The sequence below is a fragment of the Hafnia sp. genome, from assembly GCF_036648275.1.
GTDB classification, from domain to species: domain Bacteria; phylum Pseudomonadota; class Gammaproteobacteria; order Enterobacterales; family Enterobacteriaceae; genus Hafnia; species Hafnia alvei.
This window is the reverse complement of the sequence record NZ_JAVXIQ010000008.1, coordinates 75,923-96,490: the sequence shown is the minus strand read 5'-3', so window position 1 is coordinate 96,490 and position 20,568 is coordinate 75,923. Positions and strand designations below refer to the sequence as shown.

Genomic DNA, 20,568 nt, shown 5'->3' with positions numbered 1-20,568 from the left:
CCCATAGAATCAAGGTATTCGAGCACATAATCCTCATCAAGATAGCTAAATAATTTCTATGTGAGGATGTTAGCCATGAATGAAAACAAGCTCTCGGTAAAAGAAAAGATCGGGTATGGAATGGGAGATGCTGGTTGCAACATGATCGGCGGTGCCATCATGATGTTCCTGAGCTATTTCTACACCGATATCTTTGGTTTAGCTCCCGCATTAGTTGGCGTGTTGCTCCTCTCGGTGCGTGTTTTGGATGCCGTTACCGACCCGATTATGGGCGCCATTGCCGACCGCACTCAAACCCGCTGGGGGCGTTTTCGGCCTTATCTGCTCTGGGTATCATTCCCTTACGTCATTTTCAGCGTATTGATGTTTACCACGCCAGAATGGACCTATAACAGCAAAGTTATCTATGCGTTCGTGACCTACTTCCTGATGTCACTGACCTACACCGCCATCAATATTCCTTATTGCTCGCTAGGCGGCGTTATCACCGCCGATCCTAAAGAGCGCGTTTCCTGCCAGTCTTACCGTTTCATCATGGTTGGGATCGCCACCTTGATTTTGTCTTCTACCCTTCTGCCGATGGCGGATTGGTTTGGCGGCGAAGATAAAGCGAAAGGCTATCAGATGGCGATGGGCGTACTGGCGCTGATCGGCCTCTTCATGTTTCTGTTCTGCTTTGCCACCGTTCGCGAGCGTATAAAACCTGCTGTTCCGAGTAATGATGCGCTGAAGCAGGATTTACGCGACGTATGGAAAAACGATCAATGGGTACGCATTCTGCTACTCACGTTCTGCAACGTCTGCCCTGGCTTTATTCGCATGGCCGCAACCATGTATTACGTGGTGTGGGTAATGGAAAAAAGCACGCATTTCGCCACCCTGTTTATCAGCTTAGGCGTGATTGGCATGATGTTCGGCAGTGCGTTGGCGAAGCCGTTAACCGATCGCTACTGCAAACTTAAGGTCTTCTTCTGGACCAATATCGTGCTCGCACTCTTCTCCTGTGGCTTCTATTGGGTAAATCCACATGCGACCACTCTGGTTCTAGTGCTCTATTTCTTGCTCAATATTCTGCACCAGCTCCCTTCCCCGCTACATTGGTCGCTGATGGCCGACGTTGACGACTACGGCGAATGGAAAACCGGTAAGCGCAGCACTGGGATCAGCTTCTCAGGCAACCTGTTCTTCCTCAAAGTTGGCTTAGCCGTGGCAGGTGCGATGGTGGGATTCTTACTTTCAGCTTACGGCTACGACGCTGGTGCTGCACGCCAGAGCGACAGCGCAGTGGGCGGCATTATTCTGCTTTTCACCATTATTCCAGGGATTGGCTATTTGATTACCGCAGGCGTTGTGCGCCTATTGAAAGTTGATCGCAATATGATGATTCAAATTCAGAGCGATCTGGCTAAACGCCGTGAAAACTATCAAGAGCTCAATGCGCTTATCGATGCCAAACAGGCGAAGCCACATACCGTTTAATCCATGAGATATCAGGGAGCTATAAATGATCGTTTTTCCTAACCCGCTGATTGAACAGCGCGCCGATCCCTATATTCATTTGCATCAGGATGGTTGGTATTACTTCATCGCTTCGGTGCCCGAATACGATCGCTTAGAGCTACGTCGTGCCCAAACGCTAGAGCAGTTGACCGACGCGAAACCCGTGACTGTTTGGCGCAAGCCCGAAAATGGCCCAATGAGCCACCTGATTTGGGCACCAGAGCTGCATTTCTTCAATGGGCAATGGGTGATTTATTTTGCCGCCGCGCATGCTCCGGAGATTAAAGAAGGCTTATTCCAACACCGTATGTTCGCCCTAACCTGCGATTCCGCCGATCCGCTAAGCGGAAACTGGGTTGAGCGCGGCAGAGTCATCACGCCGCTGGATACGTTCTCACTCGACGCCACCAGCTTCGAATATCAAGGTAAGCGCTATTACCTTTGGGCGCAAAAAGATCCTGAGGTTTACGGCAACTCTAATCTTTACCTCGCTGAACTTGAAAACGCATGGACGATAAAAGGCCAACCAGTGATGCTGAGCAAACCTGAACTGGAATGGGAAACGCGCGGTTTTTGGGTCAACGAAGGGCCTGCGGTCATTCGTCGTGGGGGAAGAATTTTTATCACTTACTCCGCCAGCGCCACCGATGAAAACTATTGTATGGGGCTGCTATGGGCGAAAGACGGCGCCGATATTCTAGACGCCTCTCAATGGCATAAAATGCAAAATCCCGTATTTGGTACGGCACGCCATAACCGCCAATTTGGTCCGGGGCATAACAGTTTTACGCAAACCAAAGAGGGGGACGACGTACTGGTTTACCACGCCCGTAATTACACTGAAATCGAAGGCGATCCGCTGTATGACCCCAACCGCCACACGCGTATCAAAATCTTTGAGTGGGATGAGCAAGGGATGCCGGTGTTTGGGGAGCCGTTAGGGGATAATAGGTAGGAGGGTATCTGGGGGGGGCGATTCAAGTGAAATTACAGTGAAAGGTTTCGTCTGCCAGTACTGTATGTGTATATATTAGAACTGTGAAAGGTTTCGTACGCCAAATACACCGAGTTTTACATAGACATTGTGCAGGCGTCCGAGCAAGGCGGCTCAATCGCCGCCGCCTTGCATCCGGGCTTGGCACCGTTCTCCAGCCCGCTACGCGGGTTCCTTCATTGCGTCATTCCGGCTTTAACGGAACGAACGACAATCGGCATCCATGCCTCCGTCGTTCTTTTGCCGACGTCCAGTCGGCAAATCCTAGCCTACATTCCTCCATTCAGCTGAAGAACAACGTGCCGGAAAACACCAAAAGACAAAAGACAAAAGACAAAAGACAAAAGACAAAACTCTATCTGATTTCTTGTTTAAGTTTAGGCAGTGAGAGCAGTGGAAACAGGATGTTTCCACTAGGGGAGGAGGCGCCAAGGATGGCGCATGCCGACCCGGCGCGGAGATGGCGTCTCGGATAAAAGCGCGCGAGTTGAGAGCCCCCGCGCAATGGGGCTCTCATCGGACGCCTACGCCATTAGTTTCATGGAAATGCTCATGTTCACTGGCGGACGAAACCTTTCACAGACCTAACATAGAATGGCGCACGAAGTCCCACTCCACCTACATTAACGCCCCATAAATCGTCAGCAGCGCCACAACCACCAGCAACACCATAGTGATCTTTCGCGCTAACGTTACCGCCGCACGCGGCGTTTTAATCGGATCGAGATGTGGATCGCGCGCTAATGAGAACTGTGCCAAATTGGTCAGCACTTTATATTGCGACGTGTGAACATCACCCAGCGAAGCAAGCCATGCTGGCAGCGCCCTTTCACCATGGCCTAGCAGCGCATAGGTCACACCGGCTAAACGCACGGGGATCCAATCAAGCCAGTTCAGTATCAAATCCACGCCCGATTGTGCGCGCAATAGCGGCGAACACTGACGTGTTAGCCATGTTTGGTATGCACGCAGCATCGCATAACCCGCTAATGCAACGGGGCCATACGGGCCTGCCACCACAAACCAAAATAGCGGCGCGAGATAGAAACGAAAGTTAATCCAAACCAACGCATTTTGCAGTTCACGCAGACGAACGTCAGCCGTGCAATCCGTCGGTAAACCATGAATTAAGGCCAGCTCAGTCGCCATCTGATCGGTGGCATGTTCATCACCTTTGCGCGCAGCAGCCAGATAGGCTCGATAGTGCTTGCGGATCTCACCGGCACCAATACAAAACAGCGCAATGATAATCCACAGCGCCAATGACAGCACACCGAAGAACATGCCGTGTGCAGCCCACAAAGCGGCAAACACCACCGCCATCCAAACAATCGCCATCAGCAATGTTTTGGGCAACGATGCCCCCGAACCCATGCGAAATACCGGCTCAAAACGGTGATCGATTTGCCAATGGTGGCCCAGCTTAAACAAACGCTCCCACGCTAATACCAGTAACAACGAAAACAGAGTCATGCTTCTTAACTCCCTACTTTTTATTTATTTTTTATGTAACGACTTAAAATCTGGCGATATTCATCCCAGAAAAACATCGGGCCTGGATCGGTTTTTCGACCTGGCGCAATATCGCTATGTCCAGTCACTCGCTGAGGCGTTATCGGGTATTCATCCATCAGCAATGCGTTAATCTCTGCCAGCTTGCGATACTGTGCGGGCTCAAACGCTTGGGTATCCGTGCCCTCTAACTCAATTCCAATCGAAAAATCATTGCAGCGTTCGCGCCCTTCAAAACAGGAGGCTCCCGCGTGCCACGCTCGGCGATTAAAAGGCACATACTGAATCACAGTTCCATCACGGCGTATCAGGCAGTGTGCAGAAACGCGTAAATGCTGGATTTCAGCAAAAAAAGGATGTTCATCGGCACGTAATGTACCGGTAAAAAGCTGGCTAATATACGGCCCGCCAAACTCACCCGGCGGTAAGCTAATATTATGAACCACCAGCAATGATGGCTCTTCACCATCTGGGCGATCGTCAAAATGAGGCGAAGGCACGCGCTCAACGCCAACAATCCAGCCGTCTTCTAATTGCATTTCTTACTGCTACTCCTGACCGAATGAGTGTTGTCTATAGCCAACATAATTGCAGTTGCAGCCAACGCCGAGGCAACCTCAAGTATGACGGCTATATATGGTACTTATAGCGGCAACAGAGTAGCATGATTATTCTTAATACTTGGACCTATATCAACAGTCTAGGTTTATGACCTAAAGGTCATCACCTGCTACTTTCGGAGTTTTTATTATGCCGACACGCCGCTACAGCGCCGATACGCGCCGAGCCGAGCTGTTAGAACGTATTGAAAACGACATCCCTTACGCGGTGTCTCTGGCTCTACGAGAAGATTTGGGCGGCGAAGTAGACGCTGACCGTGACATCTCTGCGCAACTATTGCCAAACGATAGGGAAGCCACCGCCACCATCATCACCCGTGAAGCAGGCGTTTTTTGCGGCGTTCGCTGGTTAGAAGAAGTTTTTCTGCAACTAGGGCGGAAAGTCACTATCGAGTGGCAAGTGAAAGATGGTGACACGCTGGTTCCAAATCAATGCCTGTGTAAGCTGACCGGCCCTGCCCGCATCCTGCTGACCGGCGAAAGAACCGCGCTGAACTTTTTACAAACGCTCAGTGGTGTATCGACTACGGTCAGTCACTATGTGAAGATTTTAGCCGGAACAAAAACGCAGCTGCTCGACACGCGGAAAACTATTCCCGGTATGCGTACCGCGCTGAAGTATGCGGTATTGTGCGGCGGCGGGAGCAACCACCGCCTTGGGCTTTCTGACGCTTTCCTGATTAAAGAAAACCACATCATCGCCGCCGGTTCGATAAAAAAAGCCGTCGAACAAGCATTTTGGATGCATACCGATGTGCCTGTTGAAGTGGAAGTCGAGTCCATCGACGAGCTTAGAGAAGCGCTGGATGCCGGAGCCGATATTATCATGCTGGATAATTTCACCACCGATATGATGCGTGAAGCGGTGGCGCTGACTGGCGATCTTGCCCAGCTAGAGGTATCTGGCAATGTGACCGATGAAACGCTGCGCGAGTTTGCGGAGACCGGCGTTGATTTCATTTCGGTCGGTGCACTCACCAAACATATTAAAGCGCTCGATCTCTCCATGCGCTTTCAGTAGAACCTGATTAAAGCGATAAGCATTCCCCTACGCCATATTGCGGCACTGTTCGCAATATGGCGTGGAAACCTGCAACAGGTTTGAATTTCTCGTCAATCTCCTTTCCAGTCTTATCCTTCGGCACTTGGCTGCCACGATCGCTCATTGCATGCTGCGCTGCACAACACAGCGGAGACTCATCATGCAGCAAACAATAGTTCCTCACCTGATAGCCCATCGTCAAAGTGGCTTTACCCTCATTGAACTGATGGTCGTGATCGCCATCATCGCCATTCTTAGCGCCGCAGGCATTCCGGCGTACCAAAGCTATATCCAAAAAGCGGCGATGACCGACATGTTGCAAACCATGATGCCCTATAAAACGGCGATTGAACTGTGCGCACTGGAACAAGGCAGCCTCTCTGAATGCAATATCGGGGCGAGTGGTATCCCTCAAAACAAAAGTACAACGTATGTCAGCAGCCTCAACGTGTCTCAAGGCGTTATCACTGCGGTAGGGCAACAGGCGTTAAAAGGATTAACCGCATCGCTCACACCACAATTAGACAGCAACAGCGGCGATCTCAGTTGGCAAAAAAACTGTCAGGCACCTGGTGAAAACAGCGCGCTTATCACCGCCTGCGAGCAGGTTCTGCGCTTCCCATCCGCAGGAGGCTCTCAGTGAACCAACTGCGTATTGAACAGCTATGCCACCAGTTTGGCTGCCATATGATTGAAGAGGATAGCCACGCCATTCAGGTCGCAGGATCTCACGCTGTGGCTCCGAACAAACTCGTCGACGCAATAAAATTCGCCAGCGGAAAATCCGTCGTTTGGCATATGTGGGGCGCAGCCCAGCTAGAGTCAGCCCAACAACATCATGCAACAGCGTTAACCCCGCCAGACGGCACCGGCGATGATGTAAAAACCAAGCAGTTGCTTGAATATATTATTCAGCAAGCGCTCAAGCGAAGAGCTTCAGATATCCACCTTGAACCGAAACTAAACAGCTTAAGCGTTCGCCTGCGCATCGATGGTGTATTACAGCCACTGCCAATCCCGAACGGCAGCGAAACTCTACGCATTGTTCCTCGGCTAAAAGTGATGGCCGAACTTGATATCGCTGAACGCCGTATTCCACAGGATGGGCAACTTAACATCGCGCTAAGCTCCCAAAGCGCCACCTTCCGCATTTCAACCCTGCCCACTCGGCTCGGTGAAAAAGTGGTATTGCGTCAGGTACAAGATGGGACCCAGCCTTTTGAGCTCGACGACTTAGGGTTCGAACCCCAAATGCTTAGCACGTTTAAATCAGCATTAAACAAACCTCAGGGGCTGATTTTAGTTACAGGGCCAACGGGGAGTGGAAAAACAGCCACGCTTTATAGCAGTCTTAATTATTTGCACTCGCCAGAGAGAAACATTTGTAGCGTAGAAGATCCGGTTGAGTCGCCGCTAGAAGGCATCAATCAAACCGCAATCAATACCAAAGCCGCGCTCGGGTTTACCACCGTCTTACGCGCGCTGCTACGCCAAGATCCTGATATCATTATGATTGGTGAAATCCGCGATGCTGAAACGGCGGAGATTGCTGTTAATGCAGCCCAAACTGGGCACCTAGTGCTATCCACGCTGCATACAAATTCCGCTAGCGAAACGCTGGTGCGTTTATCTCAGCTAAATGTTAAGCCTTACCTTATCGCCGCCAGTCTGAGCCTCGTTATAGCACAGCGGCTGGTGCGCAAGCTTTGTCAGCATTGTCGCAAACGCGAGCATACCGCTCAAAAACTCACACCCAGCCAATGGCAAGGCGATGAGTTTCATCACTGGATAGCCGCTGGCTGCGAACACTGCTTCAACGGTTACTATGGCCGAAAAGCGGTTTACGAAATCTTGCCGATTTCCCGTGAAATCCAACTCGCTCTGCTCGCTCATGCATCCGCTCTAGACATTCACACGCTTTCACAGCAACAAGGCGTTGTGTCGCTATGGCAGGCGGGCCTTCAGCTCGCCCATCGAGGAGAAACCTCGCTGGCAGAAGTCGTGCGTGTCTTGGGTAGTCATTATGCTGACAACGCACGGTGAAAATAGATGACTTATGTGCTCTTCACGTGGTTAGCGATAGACTCCGCGCAGCAATTGCAAACGGGCGTCTGTCTCGCAAAACAAAAAGAACAGGCGTTTTCCCAGCTACAGATACAGGGATTCACGCCACTGAAAATGCAGCGACAATATAGCCTGCGTCCTTTAGCGTGGAAGAATGCAGATTGCATTCACACTATCGAACAGCTCGCCGCGCTGCTGCATGCGGGATTGCCTTTGGCTAAATGCCTATTGATGCTGTCAGAAGATCACCCGCATAGCCATTGGCGGTGCTTGCTTCAACGGCTTGCACAGCAGGTGAGTATGGGCGTTCCTCTTTCTGAGGCGATGGTCGCTTTCCCAGACATATTTCCTCCGGTGTATAGCAAAACCATTGCCACGGCAGAATTGACAGGAAGGCTGGATCAAAGCTGTGTTGCGCTAGCGGAACAACAGAAGCGCCAAGCCGAACTCAGAACTAAGATCGGCAAAGCGTTGCGCTACCCCGCTCTCTTACTCAGCGTCACGCTGATCGTGATTGTCATTATGCTGGTTTGGGTATTGCCGCAATTTTCCGATCTCTACCGAAGTTTTAATGCGCCCTTGCCAGCGTTCACGCGTGCATTGATGGCTTGCTCTCAGGTACTGATTCAGCATGCGCCATTGATTATTGGGATTAATATTTCGGCAGTGCTTCTGATGTTATGGCGCTATCAGCGCTCTCCATCATTCAGAAAACAAACCCAGCGAATGTTATTACGGCTGCCCATCATCGGTCGTTTGATATTAACGGCAAATCTTAGCCAGCTTTTTTTCAGCCTCGCCATGACCCAACAGGCAGGACTGCCACTGTTAAAAGGTTTAGATAACGCGGCTCAGGCGCAGCAAAATCCTATTTTTCGGCTGGCGGTCGAAAATGTGAGCCATAATTTACGGCAGGGAGATACCCTAAGCTTCGCCATAAAACAGCAGCTTGTATTTCCAACGCTATGTTTTCAACTGATACGAGTTGGTGAGGAATCTGGCGGGCTTGACCACATGATGTCGCGCTTGGCACAGCATTATCAACATCAGGCTAATAGCCTGAGCGATGCGCTGGCGCAGATGGTAGAACCCATCATGATGGTGATTATGGGTATTGTTGTTGGCGGCTTAGTGCTTGCAATGTATCTCCCTATTTTTCAGTTAGGCAGCATATTGCAATAAGAAATGATGACGGGCAAAGAAGGCATAAAACAAAACAGCCACCCTGTATCAACAGAATGGCTGCATTGAGAGTGCTAACTTAGTTAGAACCGTAAACGCGGTTTTCCTGCTCCGCAACGCGGATAAAGGTCGTGCGTTTGGTCAGCTCTTTTAAACGCTCTGCGCCCACGTAGGTACAAGCTGAACGTAGGCCACCCAAGATATCACGAACGGTGTTATCTACCGGTCCACGCAGCGGGAGGCGCACGGTTTTGCCTTCAGCGGCACGATAGCCAGCAACACCGCCAACGTGGCGATTCATGGCAGATTCAGAGCTCATACCATAGAACAGCATGAATTTATCACCGCTTTCGTCTTCAACGATACGGCCTTCACATTCATCATGCCCAGCCAGCATACCACCCAGCATCACGAAATCAGCGCCGCCGCCGAATGCTTTAGCCACATCACCCGGAACGGTGCAACCACCGTCGGATACAATTTGCCCACCCAGACCATGCGCAGCATCGGCACATTCAATCACGGCGGACAGCTGCGGATAGCCAACGCCGGTTTTCACACGAGTGGTACAAACGGAACCTGGGCCAATACCGACTTTTACGATATCTGCGCCAGACAAAATCAGCTCTTCGACCATTTCACCGGTAACAACGTTACCCGCACAGATCACTTTATCTGGGCATGCTTCGCGCGCTTTACGCAGGAATGCCACAAAGTGCTCTGAATAACCATTAGCAACGTCGATACAGATAAATTTCAGCGATGGGGATAAAGCCAGAATCTGCTTCATCTTCACGAAGTCAGCTTCAGAGGTACCGGTAGAAACCATAACATGACGCAGTACGCTTTCAGACGAACGCTGAACGAACTGCTGCCACTGTTCTACGGTGTAATGTTTGTGAACGGCGGTCAGAACATCGAAAGAAGCGAGCGCTTCTGCCATGCGGAAAGTGCCTACCGTGTCCATATTGGCTGCGATAACCGGAACGCCGGACCACTTCCATCCTGAATGCTTAAAGGTGTACTCACGCTCCAGCTCAACTTCAGAACGGCTTTTTAAGGTTGAACGCTTAGGGCGGATCAGGACATCTTTAAAGCCTAACTTCAGATCTTCTTCAATACGCATGTGTTTGGTTTCCTGGTTAACGGCGACGATTCGCAGGGAATGCAATCATACAAACGATTGGCTGTTGCATGACGCCAGTTCCAGTGACGTTATCATACGCAAGAATTCCACCTCGACAAGACTGCTTTTTCATCAAAATTTAGGTTACACTCCCATAAATTTACTTCAGCCAGCCAACCCCTTCCATATCACATTTTTCTGCATCAAAAAGCGCAAACCTTACAATTGTGCCTGTTTTTTTCTCAAAATAGTCGAGCCAATAAGATCCTTGCTTGCACTTGGCGCTAGGACCATTATGATTCGCATGGCATTTATTTCTCGCACCCATTGTGGGTTGATTAAGGTGTTAGCCAGCAAACAGTGATGCGCTAATTTGCTATGAAAAGGTGGCTTGATGACCTACATCGTTGCATTAACCGGTGGGATCGGCAGTGGTAAAAGCACTGTCGCGGATGCGTTCAGCCAGTTGGGCGTTCCCGTTGTTGATGCCGACGTCATTGCCAGACAGGTCGTAGCCGTTGGCGCTCCCGCGCTGCAAAAAATTGCCGCACATTTCGGTCAGAAGATATTGCTGGGTGATGGCTCATTAAATCGGGCATTACTGCGAGAAATTATTTTTAATCAGCCGCAGGAAAAAAAGTGGCTCAACAGCCTGCTGCATCCCATGATTCATCAAGAGACGCAGCGTCAACTCGCCACTATTGATGCCCCTTACGCGTTATGGGTGGTTCCTCTGCTGATTGAAAACGGATTAACTCAGCGAGCACAGCGCGTGTTGGTGGTTGACGTTGATCCTGAAGTACAGCTTCAGCGGACAATGGCTCGCGACGGTGTTTCTCGCGAACAAGCCGCAAACATTTTGGCAGCTCAGGCCACACGTTCACAACGTTTAGCCTATGCTGATGATATTATTGAGAACAGCGGTAGCCCTGAAACCATCGCGCCGCGCGTTGCCTCACTGCATCGTCACTATCTAGATCTGGCGGCAGCGACCCAACAGGATCCACACCATGAGTGATACATCTACGACTGTTTTGTTTGAACATCCGCTAAATGAAAAGATGCGTACGTGGCTACGAATTGATTTTCTACTTCAGCAATTACAGCAACATAGACATCTACAAGATATCACTGGCGCCCTTGCCTTTTTTCGTACCACGGCCGATCTGCTTGATGTTCTAGAGCGCGGCGAAGTGCGCACCGAGCTGTTAAAAGAGCTTGAGCGCCAGCAGCGAAAACTTCTGCAATGGACTGAAGTTCCCGGCGTCGATCAGGAGATGATCCGCCAATTACGTAGCCAGCTGAAAAATCAGGCCGCCACATTGATGGCTGCACCGCGTATTGGCCAACAGCTGCGTGAAGATCGTCTTATCGCCTTGGTTCGTCAGCGTTTGGGTATCCCCGGTGGTTGCTGTAGTTTTGACCTGCCGACGCTGCACATTTGGCTGCATCAGCCGCAAGAGATTCGTGACGAACTCGTCGACTCTTGGCTCATCTCCCTTGAACCATTATCCGCAACGCTAACGTTAATTCTAAACTTAATCCGTAACTCTGGCGTGTTCAAACCGATGATCAGCCTCAACGGTTTTTATCAGGATAATGCGGAAGATGCCGATCTGCTGCGAATGAATATTGCGTTGAATTTGCAGGTATATCCTCAGGTTTCTGGACACAAAACCCGTTTTGCGATCCGCTTCTTACCGCTTGATAGCGAGCAGGGTATTGTTCCAGAACGTTTGCAGTTTGAACTGGCCTGCTGCTAAAAATGCACTAAAGGCTCACGATGCTGAGGCGTTCTCAAAACGTGAGCACGAAAGGAAATAGAAAATGACAGATGAAACTATGACGGTAAATTGCCCTATCTGCGGCAAATCCGTAATTTGGGGCGAGCAAAGCCCTTATCGCCCTTTCTGCTGCAAACGCTGCCAGCTGATTGACCTTGGTGAATGGGCCGATGAAGAGAAACGCATTCCGAGCAATTCAGATCTTTCAGAAAGCGATGACTGGAGTGAAGAGCAGTAATGCACTCACAGGCGTAGGTTTTGCCTACGCCATTTGAGCTATGTTTTGAACAGCACTATGCCTTGTTAAGCTGTTCGATAACGGGCTTGTTAGGTTCAGGAAACTCTTCGGCTTTCAGTTGATGCTGATGCACCCAACGTATTGGCTGACCTTCTCGCCCGTATGGCGTTTTATTCCAACGCTTAACCAAATAAAAATAGAGCGTAACGATACGGTCGCTAAAACGATGATCCAACTGGTACAGCAATTCACTGTCTAAGACTTCGATCCCCGTTTCTTCTAATAATTCGCGCTGCAATCCCTGAACCGGACTCTCATTAACCTCAATTTTCCCGCCAGGAAACTCCCACAGGCCGGATAAATGCGAGTCGCCACCACGCTGAGTAATGAAAATCTCCCCTTCGTCATTGCGAATAATACCTACTGCAATGTGCAAATGTTTCAGGCTCATAGCTTATTCCTTCTGATGATATTCCTACCCTAGAAGGTAAGAAAAAGGGATACGCCAAAGCGTATCCCTTGATAACGATGATGTTCACAGCGTTAAGTGGTTAGCCTTGCAGGCGACCATGACACTGTTTGTATTTCTTACCAGAACCGCAAGGGCATGGATCGTTACGGCCAACTTTGCGCTCACCGGTCTGAGAAGCCAGATCCTGTGCAACCAAAGTCGCGTCATCGACGTGGCTAAGCTGCTGTTGGCGCGCCAAACGCTCAGCTTCTTCACGGCGCTGTTGTTCCATTGCCTCAACTTCTTCTGGCATACGCACCTGCACTTTGCTCAGCACGCTGATCACTTCGTATTTCAGCGATTCTAGCATGGCGGCGAACATCGCGAAGGATTCACGCTTATATTCTTGCTTAGGATCTTTCTGCGCATAGCCACGTAGATGGATGCCCTGACGCAGGTAGTCCATGGCAGCCAAGTGCTCTTTCCACAGGGAGTCCAGCGTTTGCAGCATTACGCCTTTCTCAAAGTTGCGCATCATTTCAACGCCCACAACTTCTTCTTTACGCTGATAAACTTCAACGGCCTGCTGGAAAATACGTTCGCGCAGGGTTTCTTCATGCAATTCTGGCTCTTTATCCAGCCACTCTTTGATTGGCATTTCCAAATCAAAGTCATTCTTCAGACGCTCTTGCAGACCTTCGATATCCCACATTTCTTCCAGCGACTGCGGTGGAATATAGGTATCAAGCACGGTTTTAAAGACGTCTTCACGGATGCTGGTAATAGTTTCGCTAACGTCGCTTACGTCCAGCAGTTCGTTACGCTGGGTGTAGATCGCACGGCGTTGGTCATTGGCCACATCATCATATTCCAGCAGCTGCTTACGAATATCAAAGTTACGGCTTTCAACTTTACGCTGCGCATTGGCAATGGCTTTAGTGACCCAAGGATGCTCGATGGCTTCGCCTGGTTTCATCCCCAGTTTACGCATCATGCCGGTAACGCGGTCAGAAGCGAAGATACGCATCAGGGCATCTTCCATAGACAGGTAGAAGCGAGAAGAACCAGCATCACCCTGACGGCCCGCACGGCCACGCAGCTGGTTATCGATACGGCGTGATTCATGACGCTCGGTACCAATGATGTGTAAACCGCCCGCTGCCAGAACTGCGTCATGGCGAATTTTCCATGCAGCTTTGATTTCTTCAATCTGTTCGTCGGTAGGCTCAACCAGCTCAGCGACTTCAGTCTGCCAGCTGCCGCCCAACACGATGTCAGTACCACGGCCTGCCATGTTGGTTGCGATAGTTACCGCACCTGGCTGACCGGCGTTGGCAACGATATCCGCTTCTTTCGCATGGAACTTGGCGTTCAATACGTTGTGTTTGATACCCGCTTTAGTCAGTTCCTGAGAAACCACTTCTGATTTTTCAATCGAGATAGTACCTACCAGCACCGGCTGTCCGCGTTTAGTACATTCACGGATATCTTCAATAATCGCACCGATTTTTTCCATTTCAGTCATGTAGACCAAATCAGGCATATCGTTACGGATCATTGGGCGGTTGGTTGGAACAACGATGGTATCCAGTTTGTAGATAGAACTGAATTCGAATGCTTCGGTATCAGCAGTACCGGTCATACCGGCTAATTTTTCATACAGACGGAAGTAGTTCTGGAAGGTGATAGAAGCCAGCGTTTGGTTTTCGTTTTGAATCTCAACGCCTTCTTTCGCTTCAACCGCCTGATGCAGACCATCAGACCAGCGACGACCTTGCATGGTACGGCCGGTGTGTTCATCGACGATGATAACTTCGCCATCTTTAACGATGTAGTCAACGTCACGCGTAAACAGCACATGTGCGCGCAATGCCGCGGTAACGTGATGCATCAGCATAATGTTAGCCGGAGAGTACAGAGACTCACCTTCTTCCATGATGCCCGCTTCAACCAGCATCTCTTCAATCAGGATCAGACCACGTTCGGTCAGGTTAACCTGACGGCTTTTCTCATCAACGGAGAAGTGACCTTCACCTTGGAAGGTATCCGAGTCTTCTTTTTCCTGGCGGATCAGTTTAGGAATAAGCTTGTTCACGCGGATGTACATCTCGGAGCTGTCTTCAGCAGGACCAGAGATGATCAGCGGCGTACGCGCTTCATCGATCAGAATGGAGTCAACCTCATCCACCAGCGCATAGTGCAGTTTGCGCTGAACACGTTCTTCAGGGCTAAACGCCATGTTGTCGCGCAGGTAGTCAAAACCGTATTCGTTGTTAGTACCGTAGGTGATATCGGCGGCGTAAGCGGCGCGTTTCGCTGGTGCGGTCATACCAGGCAGGTTGATACCCACAGACAGGCCGAGGAATTCGAACAGTGGACGGTTGTTTTCGGCGTCACGCTGGGCCAAGTAGTCGTTCACGGTAACAACGTGCACGCCTTTGCCGCTCAGCGCATTCAGATAAGCCGGCAGGGTTGCGGTCAGGGTCTTACCTTCACCAGTACGCATTTCTGCGATACAGCGGTCATTCAGAACCATACCGCCTAACAGCTGAACGTCGAAGTGACGCATACCAAACACGCGCTTACTCGCTTCACGAACGGTCGCAAAGGCTTCTGGCAACAGGCTTTCTACCGTTACGCCTTTGGCCAAACGCTCACGGAATTCATTGGTTTTTGCTTTCAGCTCGTCGTCGGAGAGTTTTTCCATCTCCGGTTCCATCTGATTAATCAGCGCTACAGCTTTGCGCATACGGCGCAGAGTACGATCGTTACGGCTACCAAAAACCTTGGTCAATAATTTGATTAACATAATTCTTAATATCTCTTAAGGAGCGATGCTTGACGATCGCCCAAATTTTATAGTGATGAGATGGTATAAAAACGATTAGATATGGCGCAGTTGGGGTCCGGCACGAATGCCCTGAACCTGAGCAACCCAGAGTGCTGGCGTATGCGCGATAGGCGCAGTATCCGACTCAGGCATCAATAAAACGGGGGTAGAAGGCGTGATAGCTGGCTGTAGCGTTAACAGCGAGCTTAAAGAACTGAGTAACACCAATTGCTGAGCATGTAGCTCATCAACCTTGATATCATTGACGGGTTCACTCGCCGCTGCCTGTGGCGTCATGCGATAGCTTAAATGCCTAATCGCCGTGCGCAGCGCGTGCTGATGCCAATAATCCACAGATTGGAAACTACCGCGGCGTTTGCTGGCCTGAAGCCACGCGAATTCATTTGTGTTGTGGGCGTTGATTAAACGCTGCAAGCTGGCGGAAGGATCGGCAACTTTAGTTTGTTCGGTATTCGCTAATGCAGTAGGCACACCAAGCGTAGCCGCGACCATCCCCCATAGGAGATGCGGCCAAAAATAGCGTCTGCCAAATTGTCGCCAACGATTGAGAATACCAATCACATCAGATTTCCGTGTTTCCACTTACACATAGGCTGCAGATTTTACCATTATTATCATCAATCCACATCAGGATTCATCAATACCAACCGATAGAAATAATAATAATGATGCGTTTACATCACAGTAGTTTGATTATGAAGAATTAAAGCAGGGAATAAAGCACTAACAGAAGATTTAAGCAGGGGTAAAAATTAGAACGACTGGCTTCATTAGCCGGAGAGAGTACTAACTCCGCCAGTCGTGATCAGAAACAGTAGGCGTTAAGCCAAAACTGTTGTTGGTGCGCGGAATGCGATTGGCATTTCGGCATCATCTTCAAACGTTACGTATTCCCAAGCTTCCTGCTTAGCCAATACTGCTTGTAACAGTTTGTTGTTCAATGCATGACCTGATTTGAATGCGGTGAATGCACCAATGATGTTATGTCCACACATGAACAAGTCACCAATCGCATCCAGCATTTTGTGACGAACGAATTCGTCTTCAAAACGCAGGCCATCTTCGTTAAGAACGCGGTAATCGTCCACAACGATGGCACAATCGAAGCTACCGCCCAGGCACAAACCACGGGACTGTAAATATTCGATATCGCGCATAAAACCAAAAGTACGCGCACGGCTAATTTGGCGCACAAACGATTCGGCGGAGAAATCCATCCGGTAACGCTGTGAGCTGGAATCAATCGCTGGATGATTGAAGTCGATAGTAAAGTCTAAGCTGAAACCGTTATACGGAGACAGTTCGGCCCACTTATCGCCATCTTCAACACGCACAGTCTGCTTCAGGCGAAGGAATTTCTTCGCACAGTTCAGCTCTTCGATACCCGCTTCTAACAGCAGATAAACGAAAGGACTGGCGCTGCCATCCATGATAGGAATTTCTGCCGCATCAACTTCAATAATTAAGTTGTCGATACCTAAACCTGCCAGAGCAGCGTTTAAATGTTCTACGGTAGAAATACGTACGTCATGCTCATTAACCAGGCAAGTACAGAGCATGGTATCACGCACGGATTTTGCATCAGCCGGAAAATCAACCGGTGGATTCAAGTCAGTGCGACGATAGATGACCCCGGTGTTAGCCGCGGCTGGGCGCATAGTCAGTGTGACCTTTTTGCCGGTATGAAGACCGACACCAGTCGCCTGAATAATACGTTTTAATGTCCGTTGTTTGATCATCGTTTTATCTCGCAGTGTTTATCCATCCAACCACCTTTAGCAAAGTTAACTTTATACTAAGGGCGGCGGGACAGTTTAGCACAAAGAGCGGAGATGCCAAATATCTGAGTAAATTAGTCAGCTTGCTTACGCAAGAAGGCTGGAATATCCAGATAATCTGGTTCTTTATTGCTCCCCTGAGCAGTTTGGTCGTTAACGACTTTAGCCGCTGCAGGTTTGTTTTCTTGTGGTAACGGAGACAAGCCGTGCTGCTGATAGCGCTGGTCAATAACCGGCTGTGGAGCCTGTTTGCTCGTTACCAGTGTAATTTCAGGACGCTTATCCATGCCGATGCCGGTCGCAACAACGGTAACGCGCAGTTCATCGTTCATCTCTGGATCCAGAGAAGTACCGATAACCACGGTTGCATTGTCAGAAGCAAATGCACGAATAGTGTTACCAACGGTTTCGAACTCATCTAAACGCAGGTCGAAGCCCGCAGTGATGTTAACCAGCACGCCGCGCGCACCAGACAGATCGATGTCTTCCAACAGTGGAGAAGAGATAGCCATTTCAGCCGCTTCTTCTGCACGGTCTTCACCGCAGGCAATGCCTGAACCCATCATGGCATAACCCATTTCAGACATAACGGTACGCACGTCCGCGAAGTCGACGTTCATCAGACCTGGGCGTGTAATCAGTTCCGCAATACCCTGTACCGCACCTTTCAGTACGTCGTTAGCTGCGCCGAAAGCATCTAACAGTGAAATACCACGACCCAGAACTTTCAACAGCTTATCGTTCGGGATAGTGATCAGGGAGTCCACGTGCTTGGACAGTTCAGCGATACCCTGCTCTGCAAACGCCATGCGCTTTTTGCCTTCAAAGTTGAAAGGCTTAGTCACCACGGCAACAGTCAGAATACCTAAATCTTTGGCTACTTCAGCCACAACTGGCGCAGCACCCGTACCAGTACCACCGCCCATACCGGCCGCGATGAATACCATGTCAGCGCCTTCCAATGCAGCGCGCAGACCTTCACGGTCTTCTTCTGCAGAGTTACGGCCGACTTCTGGGTTTGCACCCGCCCCCAAACCTTTAGTGATACCACTACCGATCTGAATGGTTTGGCCGACAGCTGTTTTACGCAACGCCTGAGCATCCGTGTTAACGGCGAAGAACTCTACGCCCTCGATACGCTCACGCACCATGTGCTCTACGGCATTGCCACCGCCGCCGCCGACGCCGATGACTTTAATCACCGCGTCATTGGTTAATTCCATTGGTTCAAACATAGTTTCTCTCCGTTTTGTGCCTGTCGCTTCGAGATCATTAACGCGTAAGGATGATCTCTTTTTTTAAACATTAAAACTCTTTTCTCAGCCAGCCGTTGATTTTCTTGAACCAATTGCCCACCGAAGCTCTTTTTTCTACTTCAGCCTCACCGCTAAGGTGCGACTCTTTTCCGTAATGCAGCAACCCAATCGCCGTTGAGTAGTAAGGTTCCTGCGCATAATCTGTCAGGCCAGTGATATTCAGAGGCTGTCCAATACGCACCTGCGTATGGAAAACCTGTTGCGCACACGCTGCCAATCCATCGATCTGCGCGGCACCACCGGTCAACACGATCCCTGCTGCCAGATGATGTTTGACACCCTGCTGGCGAAGCTGTTCCTGCAACTGCAGAATTTCATCATTCACCAGATTTAACAGTTCGGTATAACGAGGTTCGATAACCTCAGCCAGCGTCTGACGCTGCAAGCTACGTGGCGGACGTCCACCTACGCTAGGTACTTCAACGCTTTCGTCTTTGCTGACCAACGTCCCCATCGCACATCCGTAACGAACTTTGATCGCTTCGGCGTCAGTAGGAGGTGTGCCAAATGCATAGGCGATATCGCTCGTTACCACGTTACCTGCATACGGGATAACCTTGGTATGACGCAGTGCTCCACCGGTATAGACTGCCATATCCATGGTGCCACCGCCGATATCTACCACACAAACGCCCAGTTCGCGCTCATCTTCGGTCAATACAGCATAACTCGCTGCAAGTCCGGCAAAAATCAGTTGATCAACCTTAAGCCCACAGCGCTCAACTGCTTTGACAATATTCTTTGCCATATCATTATGGCAGGTAATCAGATGAACCTTAGCTTGCATACGCACGCCAGATAGGCCAACCGGATTCTTGATGCCTTCTTGATAGTCGATGGCATATTCCTGCGGGATAACATGCAGAACACGGTGTTCATCACGCACACGAACAGACTTCGCGGTATGAACCACATTCTCTACATCTTCCAGTGTCACTTCTTCTTCGGAAATAGGAACCATCCCTATTTCGTTCTGGCAGCTGATATGTTTGCCAGAAAGCGCCAAATAGACTGAAGAAATTTGGCAATCTGCCATCAGCTCGGCTTGATCAATAGCGCGTTGGACGCATTTAACGACGGATTCCAGATCGTTAACACCGCCCTTATCCATGCCACGGGATGGGCAACTACCCACACCGATGATATTGACCATGCCATCGGGCAGAACTTCCCCTACCAGAGCGGCTACTTTCGCCGTTCCGATCTCCAGTCCAACTACCAGTTTTCTGTCCGTCGACTTGATCATTGTTGTTTAACCTGTGCCTGATTCTGTTGCTGATTAGCGTGTTGCTGTGTCTGCGTGTCAATCGGCGCTGGAGCCCATCCCACGGCTGCGCCGGTGTCATAGCGCAGATCAACGTAGCTAATACGTTGATTGGTTGCCTGCGCTTGCTGCTGTAACGCGGGATAAAGTTCCTCAAACCGCGCTAGTCGTCCAGAAGGATCATCACGTCCCAGCTCAAGACGAATGTCGTTATCCAGACCTAGCTGCCATGAGTGACGTGCACTCATTGACACCATTTTCAGCTTAAAATTGTTCTTCGCCAGTTCCTGACTCATCGAGTGGTAGCCTTCCAACACATCATTTTCGCTACCTTCAGGACCATACAGCAGCGGCATTTTCTGCTGCACTGTACGCTCTGCTGGCACGCTGAACGATTTGCCTTCGGCATCGACCAAACGTAAGTCATTCCAACGCGCGACCGGAACGTACTCAACTAAATGAATCTTGAGTTCGTTAGGCCACTGCTTACGCACGCTGGCCTGCTTAATCCACGGTAAACGCTCAATCTGTTGCTGGATAACATCAACGTTTTGCGTCATGAACGTGCCCGGAGCACCCAGCGATAAAATCGCCTGGCGAATATCGTCATTCTTCGTGAAATGACGCTCACCGGTCACTACCAGCTTGGAAAGTGGCATGCGGCTGGCATCTTTCATCCAGCTCACCACCATCCAACCACTAACCACTATTGAACCCAGTATGATCAGTAAAAAAATCATACCAAACAAACGAATACCATTACTGCGACGCAGACCTGCACCACTACGGCGTTGGCCAGAACCAGTCGGTTCACGGTCGCGAGTGTTCAGGGCTGCCTGCGACATA

The 20,568-nt window shown here is 50.1% G+C and carries 19 protein-coding genes; 9 read left to right on the top strand and 10 right to left on the bottom strand.

Annotated features, from left to right (window positions below; all coding sequences use genetic code 11):
- The first annotated feature begins 75 nt into the window (after positions 1 to 75).
- Positions 76 to 1,479 carry a glycoside-pentoside-hexuronide (GPH):cation symporter gene (locus tag RSC70_RS09895; RefSeq protein WP_040045369.1) on the top strand — a complete coding sequence of 468 codons (1,404 nt, stop codon included), beginning with the start codon at positions 76 to 78 and terminating at the stop codon, positions 1,477 to 1,479.
- A 25-nt stretch (positions 1,480 to 1,504) separates the two neighbouring features.
- On the top strand, positions 1,505 to 2,455 hold the full coding sequence (locus RSC70_RS09890; RefSeq protein WP_332542324.1) for a glycoside hydrolase family 43 protein: 951 nt from the start codon (positions 1,505 to 1,507) through the stop codon (positions 2,453 to 2,455).
- A 657-nt stretch (positions 2,456 to 3,112) separates the two neighbouring features.
- On the opposite strand, the gene ampE is transcribed toward RSC70_RS09890, so the two are convergent.
- Together ampE and ampD are read right to left on the bottom strand one after the other, a co-directional pair.
- Positions 3,113 to 3,967, bottom strand: coding sequence for a beta-lactamase regulator AmpE (gene ampE, locus RSC70_RS09885; protein ID WP_234618726.1), 855 nt, complete (start codon positions 3,965 to 3,967; stop codon positions 3,113 to 3,115).
- Positions 3,968 to 3,987: 20 nt separating this feature from the next.
- Entirely contained in the window at positions 3,988 to 4,545 is a 558-nt protein-coding gene (gene ampD / locus RSC70_RS09880) for a 1,6-anhydro-N-acetylmuramyl-L-alanine amidase AmpD (RefSeq protein WP_332542323.1), read from the bottom strand.
- 211 nt (positions 4,546 to 4,756) lie between these two features.
- Between ampD and nadC the strand changes: the two genes are divergently transcribed.
- From nadC to hofC, 4 genes are all read left to right on the top strand, one after another.
- The gene (nadC, locus tag RSC70_RS09875; protein ID WP_025800345.1) at positions 4,757 to 5,647 is read left to right on the top strand and encodes a carboxylating nicotinate-nucleotide diphosphorylase; all 891 of its coding nucleotides are present in this window, start codon (positions 4,757 to 4,759) and stop codon (positions 5,645 to 5,647) included.
- 181 nt (positions 5,648 to 5,828) lie between these two features.
- The gene (ppdD, locus tag RSC70_RS09870) at positions 5,829 to 6,311 is read left to right on the top strand and encodes a prepilin peptidase-dependent pilin (RefSeq protein ID WP_332542322.1); all 483 of its coding nucleotides are present in this window, start codon (positions 5,829 to 5,831) and stop codon (positions 6,309 to 6,311) included.
- Positions 6,308 to 7,711, top strand: coding sequence for a type II secretion system protein GspE (gspE, locus tag RSC70_RS09865; RefSeq protein ID WP_332542321.1), 1,404 nt, complete (start codon positions 6,308 to 6,310; stop codon positions 7,709 to 7,711). Before ppdD ends, gspE begins: the two co-directional genes overlap by 4 nt.
- A 6-nt stretch (positions 7,712 to 7,717) precedes the next feature.
- Positions 7,718 to 8,914, top strand: coding sequence for a protein transport protein HofC (hofC, locus tag RSC70_RS09860; protein WP_332542320.1), 1,197 nt, complete (start codon positions 7,718 to 7,720; stop codon positions 8,912 to 8,914).
- Between the two features lie 79 nt (positions 8,915 to 8,993).
- On the opposite strand, the gene RSC70_RS09855 is transcribed toward hofC, so the two are convergent.
- Positions 8,994 to 10,040, bottom strand: a complete 1,047-nt coding sequence (locus tag RSC70_RS09855; protein ID WP_025800349.1) for a GMP reductase — start codon at positions 10,038 to 10,040, stop codon at positions 8,994 to 8,996.
- 394 nt (positions 10,041 to 10,434) lie between these two features.
- Between RSC70_RS09855 and coaE the strand changes: the two genes are divergently transcribed.
- The 3 genes from coaE (at position 10,435) to yacG (ending at position 12,062) form a co-directional block, all read left to right on the top strand.
- The gene (gene coaE / locus RSC70_RS09850; protein ID WP_234618730.1) at positions 10,435 to 11,058 is read left to right on the top strand and encodes a dephospho-CoA kinase; all 624 of its coding nucleotides are present in this window, start codon (positions 10,435 to 10,437) and stop codon (positions 11,056 to 11,058) included.
- Positions 11,051 to 11,803: a cell division protein ZapD gene (gene zapD, locus RSC70_RS09845; RefSeq protein WP_040045375.1), complete on the top strand. Its 753-nt coding sequence runs from the start codon at positions 11,051 to 11,053 to the stop codon at positions 11,801 to 11,803. Before coaE ends, zapD begins: the two co-directional genes overlap by 8 nt.
- Positions 11,804 to 11,867: 64 nt before the next feature.
- Positions 11,868 to 12,062, top strand: a complete 195-nt coding sequence (yacG, locus tag RSC70_RS09840; RefSeq protein ID WP_040045376.1) for a DNA gyrase inhibitor YacG — start codon at positions 11,868 to 11,870, stop codon at positions 12,060 to 12,062.
- Between the two features lie 55 nt (positions 12,063 to 12,117).
- On the opposite strand, the gene mutT is transcribed toward yacG, so the two are convergent.
- From mutT to ftsQ, 7 genes are all read right to left on the bottom strand, one after another.
- Positions 12,118 to 12,507, bottom strand: coding sequence for an 8-oxo-dGTP diphosphatase MutT (gene mutT / locus RSC70_RS09835; protein ID WP_332542345.1), 390 nt, complete (start codon positions 12,505 to 12,507; stop codon positions 12,118 to 12,120).
- Positions 12,508 to 12,613: 106 nt separating this feature from the next.
- Positions 12,614 to 15,322: a preprotein translocase subunit SecA gene (gene secA / locus RSC70_RS09830; protein WP_332542319.1), complete on the bottom strand. Its 2,709-nt coding sequence runs from the start codon at positions 15,320 to 15,322 to the stop codon at positions 12,614 to 12,616.
- Positions 15,323 to 15,397: 75 nt separating this feature from the next.
- The gene (gene secM, locus RSC70_RS09825; RefSeq protein ID WP_025800355.1) at positions 15,398 to 15,925 is read right to left on the bottom strand and encodes a secA translation cis-regulator SecM; all 528 of its coding nucleotides are present in this window, start codon (positions 15,923 to 15,925) and stop codon (positions 15,398 to 15,400) included.
- Positions 15,926 to 16,185: 260 nt separating this feature from the next.
- Entirely contained in the window at positions 16,186 to 17,103 is a 918-nt protein-coding gene (lpxC, locus tag RSC70_RS09820; RefSeq protein WP_025800356.1) for a UDP-3-O-acyl-N-acetylglucosamine deacetylase, read from the bottom strand.
- 113 nt (positions 17,104 to 17,216) lie between these two features.
- Entirely contained in the window at positions 17,217 to 18,377 is a 1,161-nt protein-coding gene (gene ftsZ / locus RSC70_RS09815; protein WP_025800357.1) for a cell division protein FtsZ, read from the bottom strand.
- Between the two features lie 70 nt (positions 18,378 to 18,447).
- Positions 18,448 to 19,704 carry a cell division protein FtsA gene (gene ftsA, locus RSC70_RS09810; protein ID WP_025800358.1) on the bottom strand — a complete coding sequence of 419 codons (1,257 nt, stop codon included), beginning with the start codon at positions 19,702 to 19,704 and terminating at the stop codon, positions 18,448 to 18,450.
- Positions 19,701 to 20,567, bottom strand: coding sequence for a cell division protein FtsQ (ftsQ, locus tag RSC70_RS09805; RefSeq protein ID WP_332542318.1), 867 nt, complete (start codon positions 20,565 to 20,567; stop codon positions 19,701 to 19,703). Before ftsQ ends, ftsA begins: the two co-directional genes overlap by 4 nt.
- Position 20,568 lies beyond the last annotated feature (1 nt).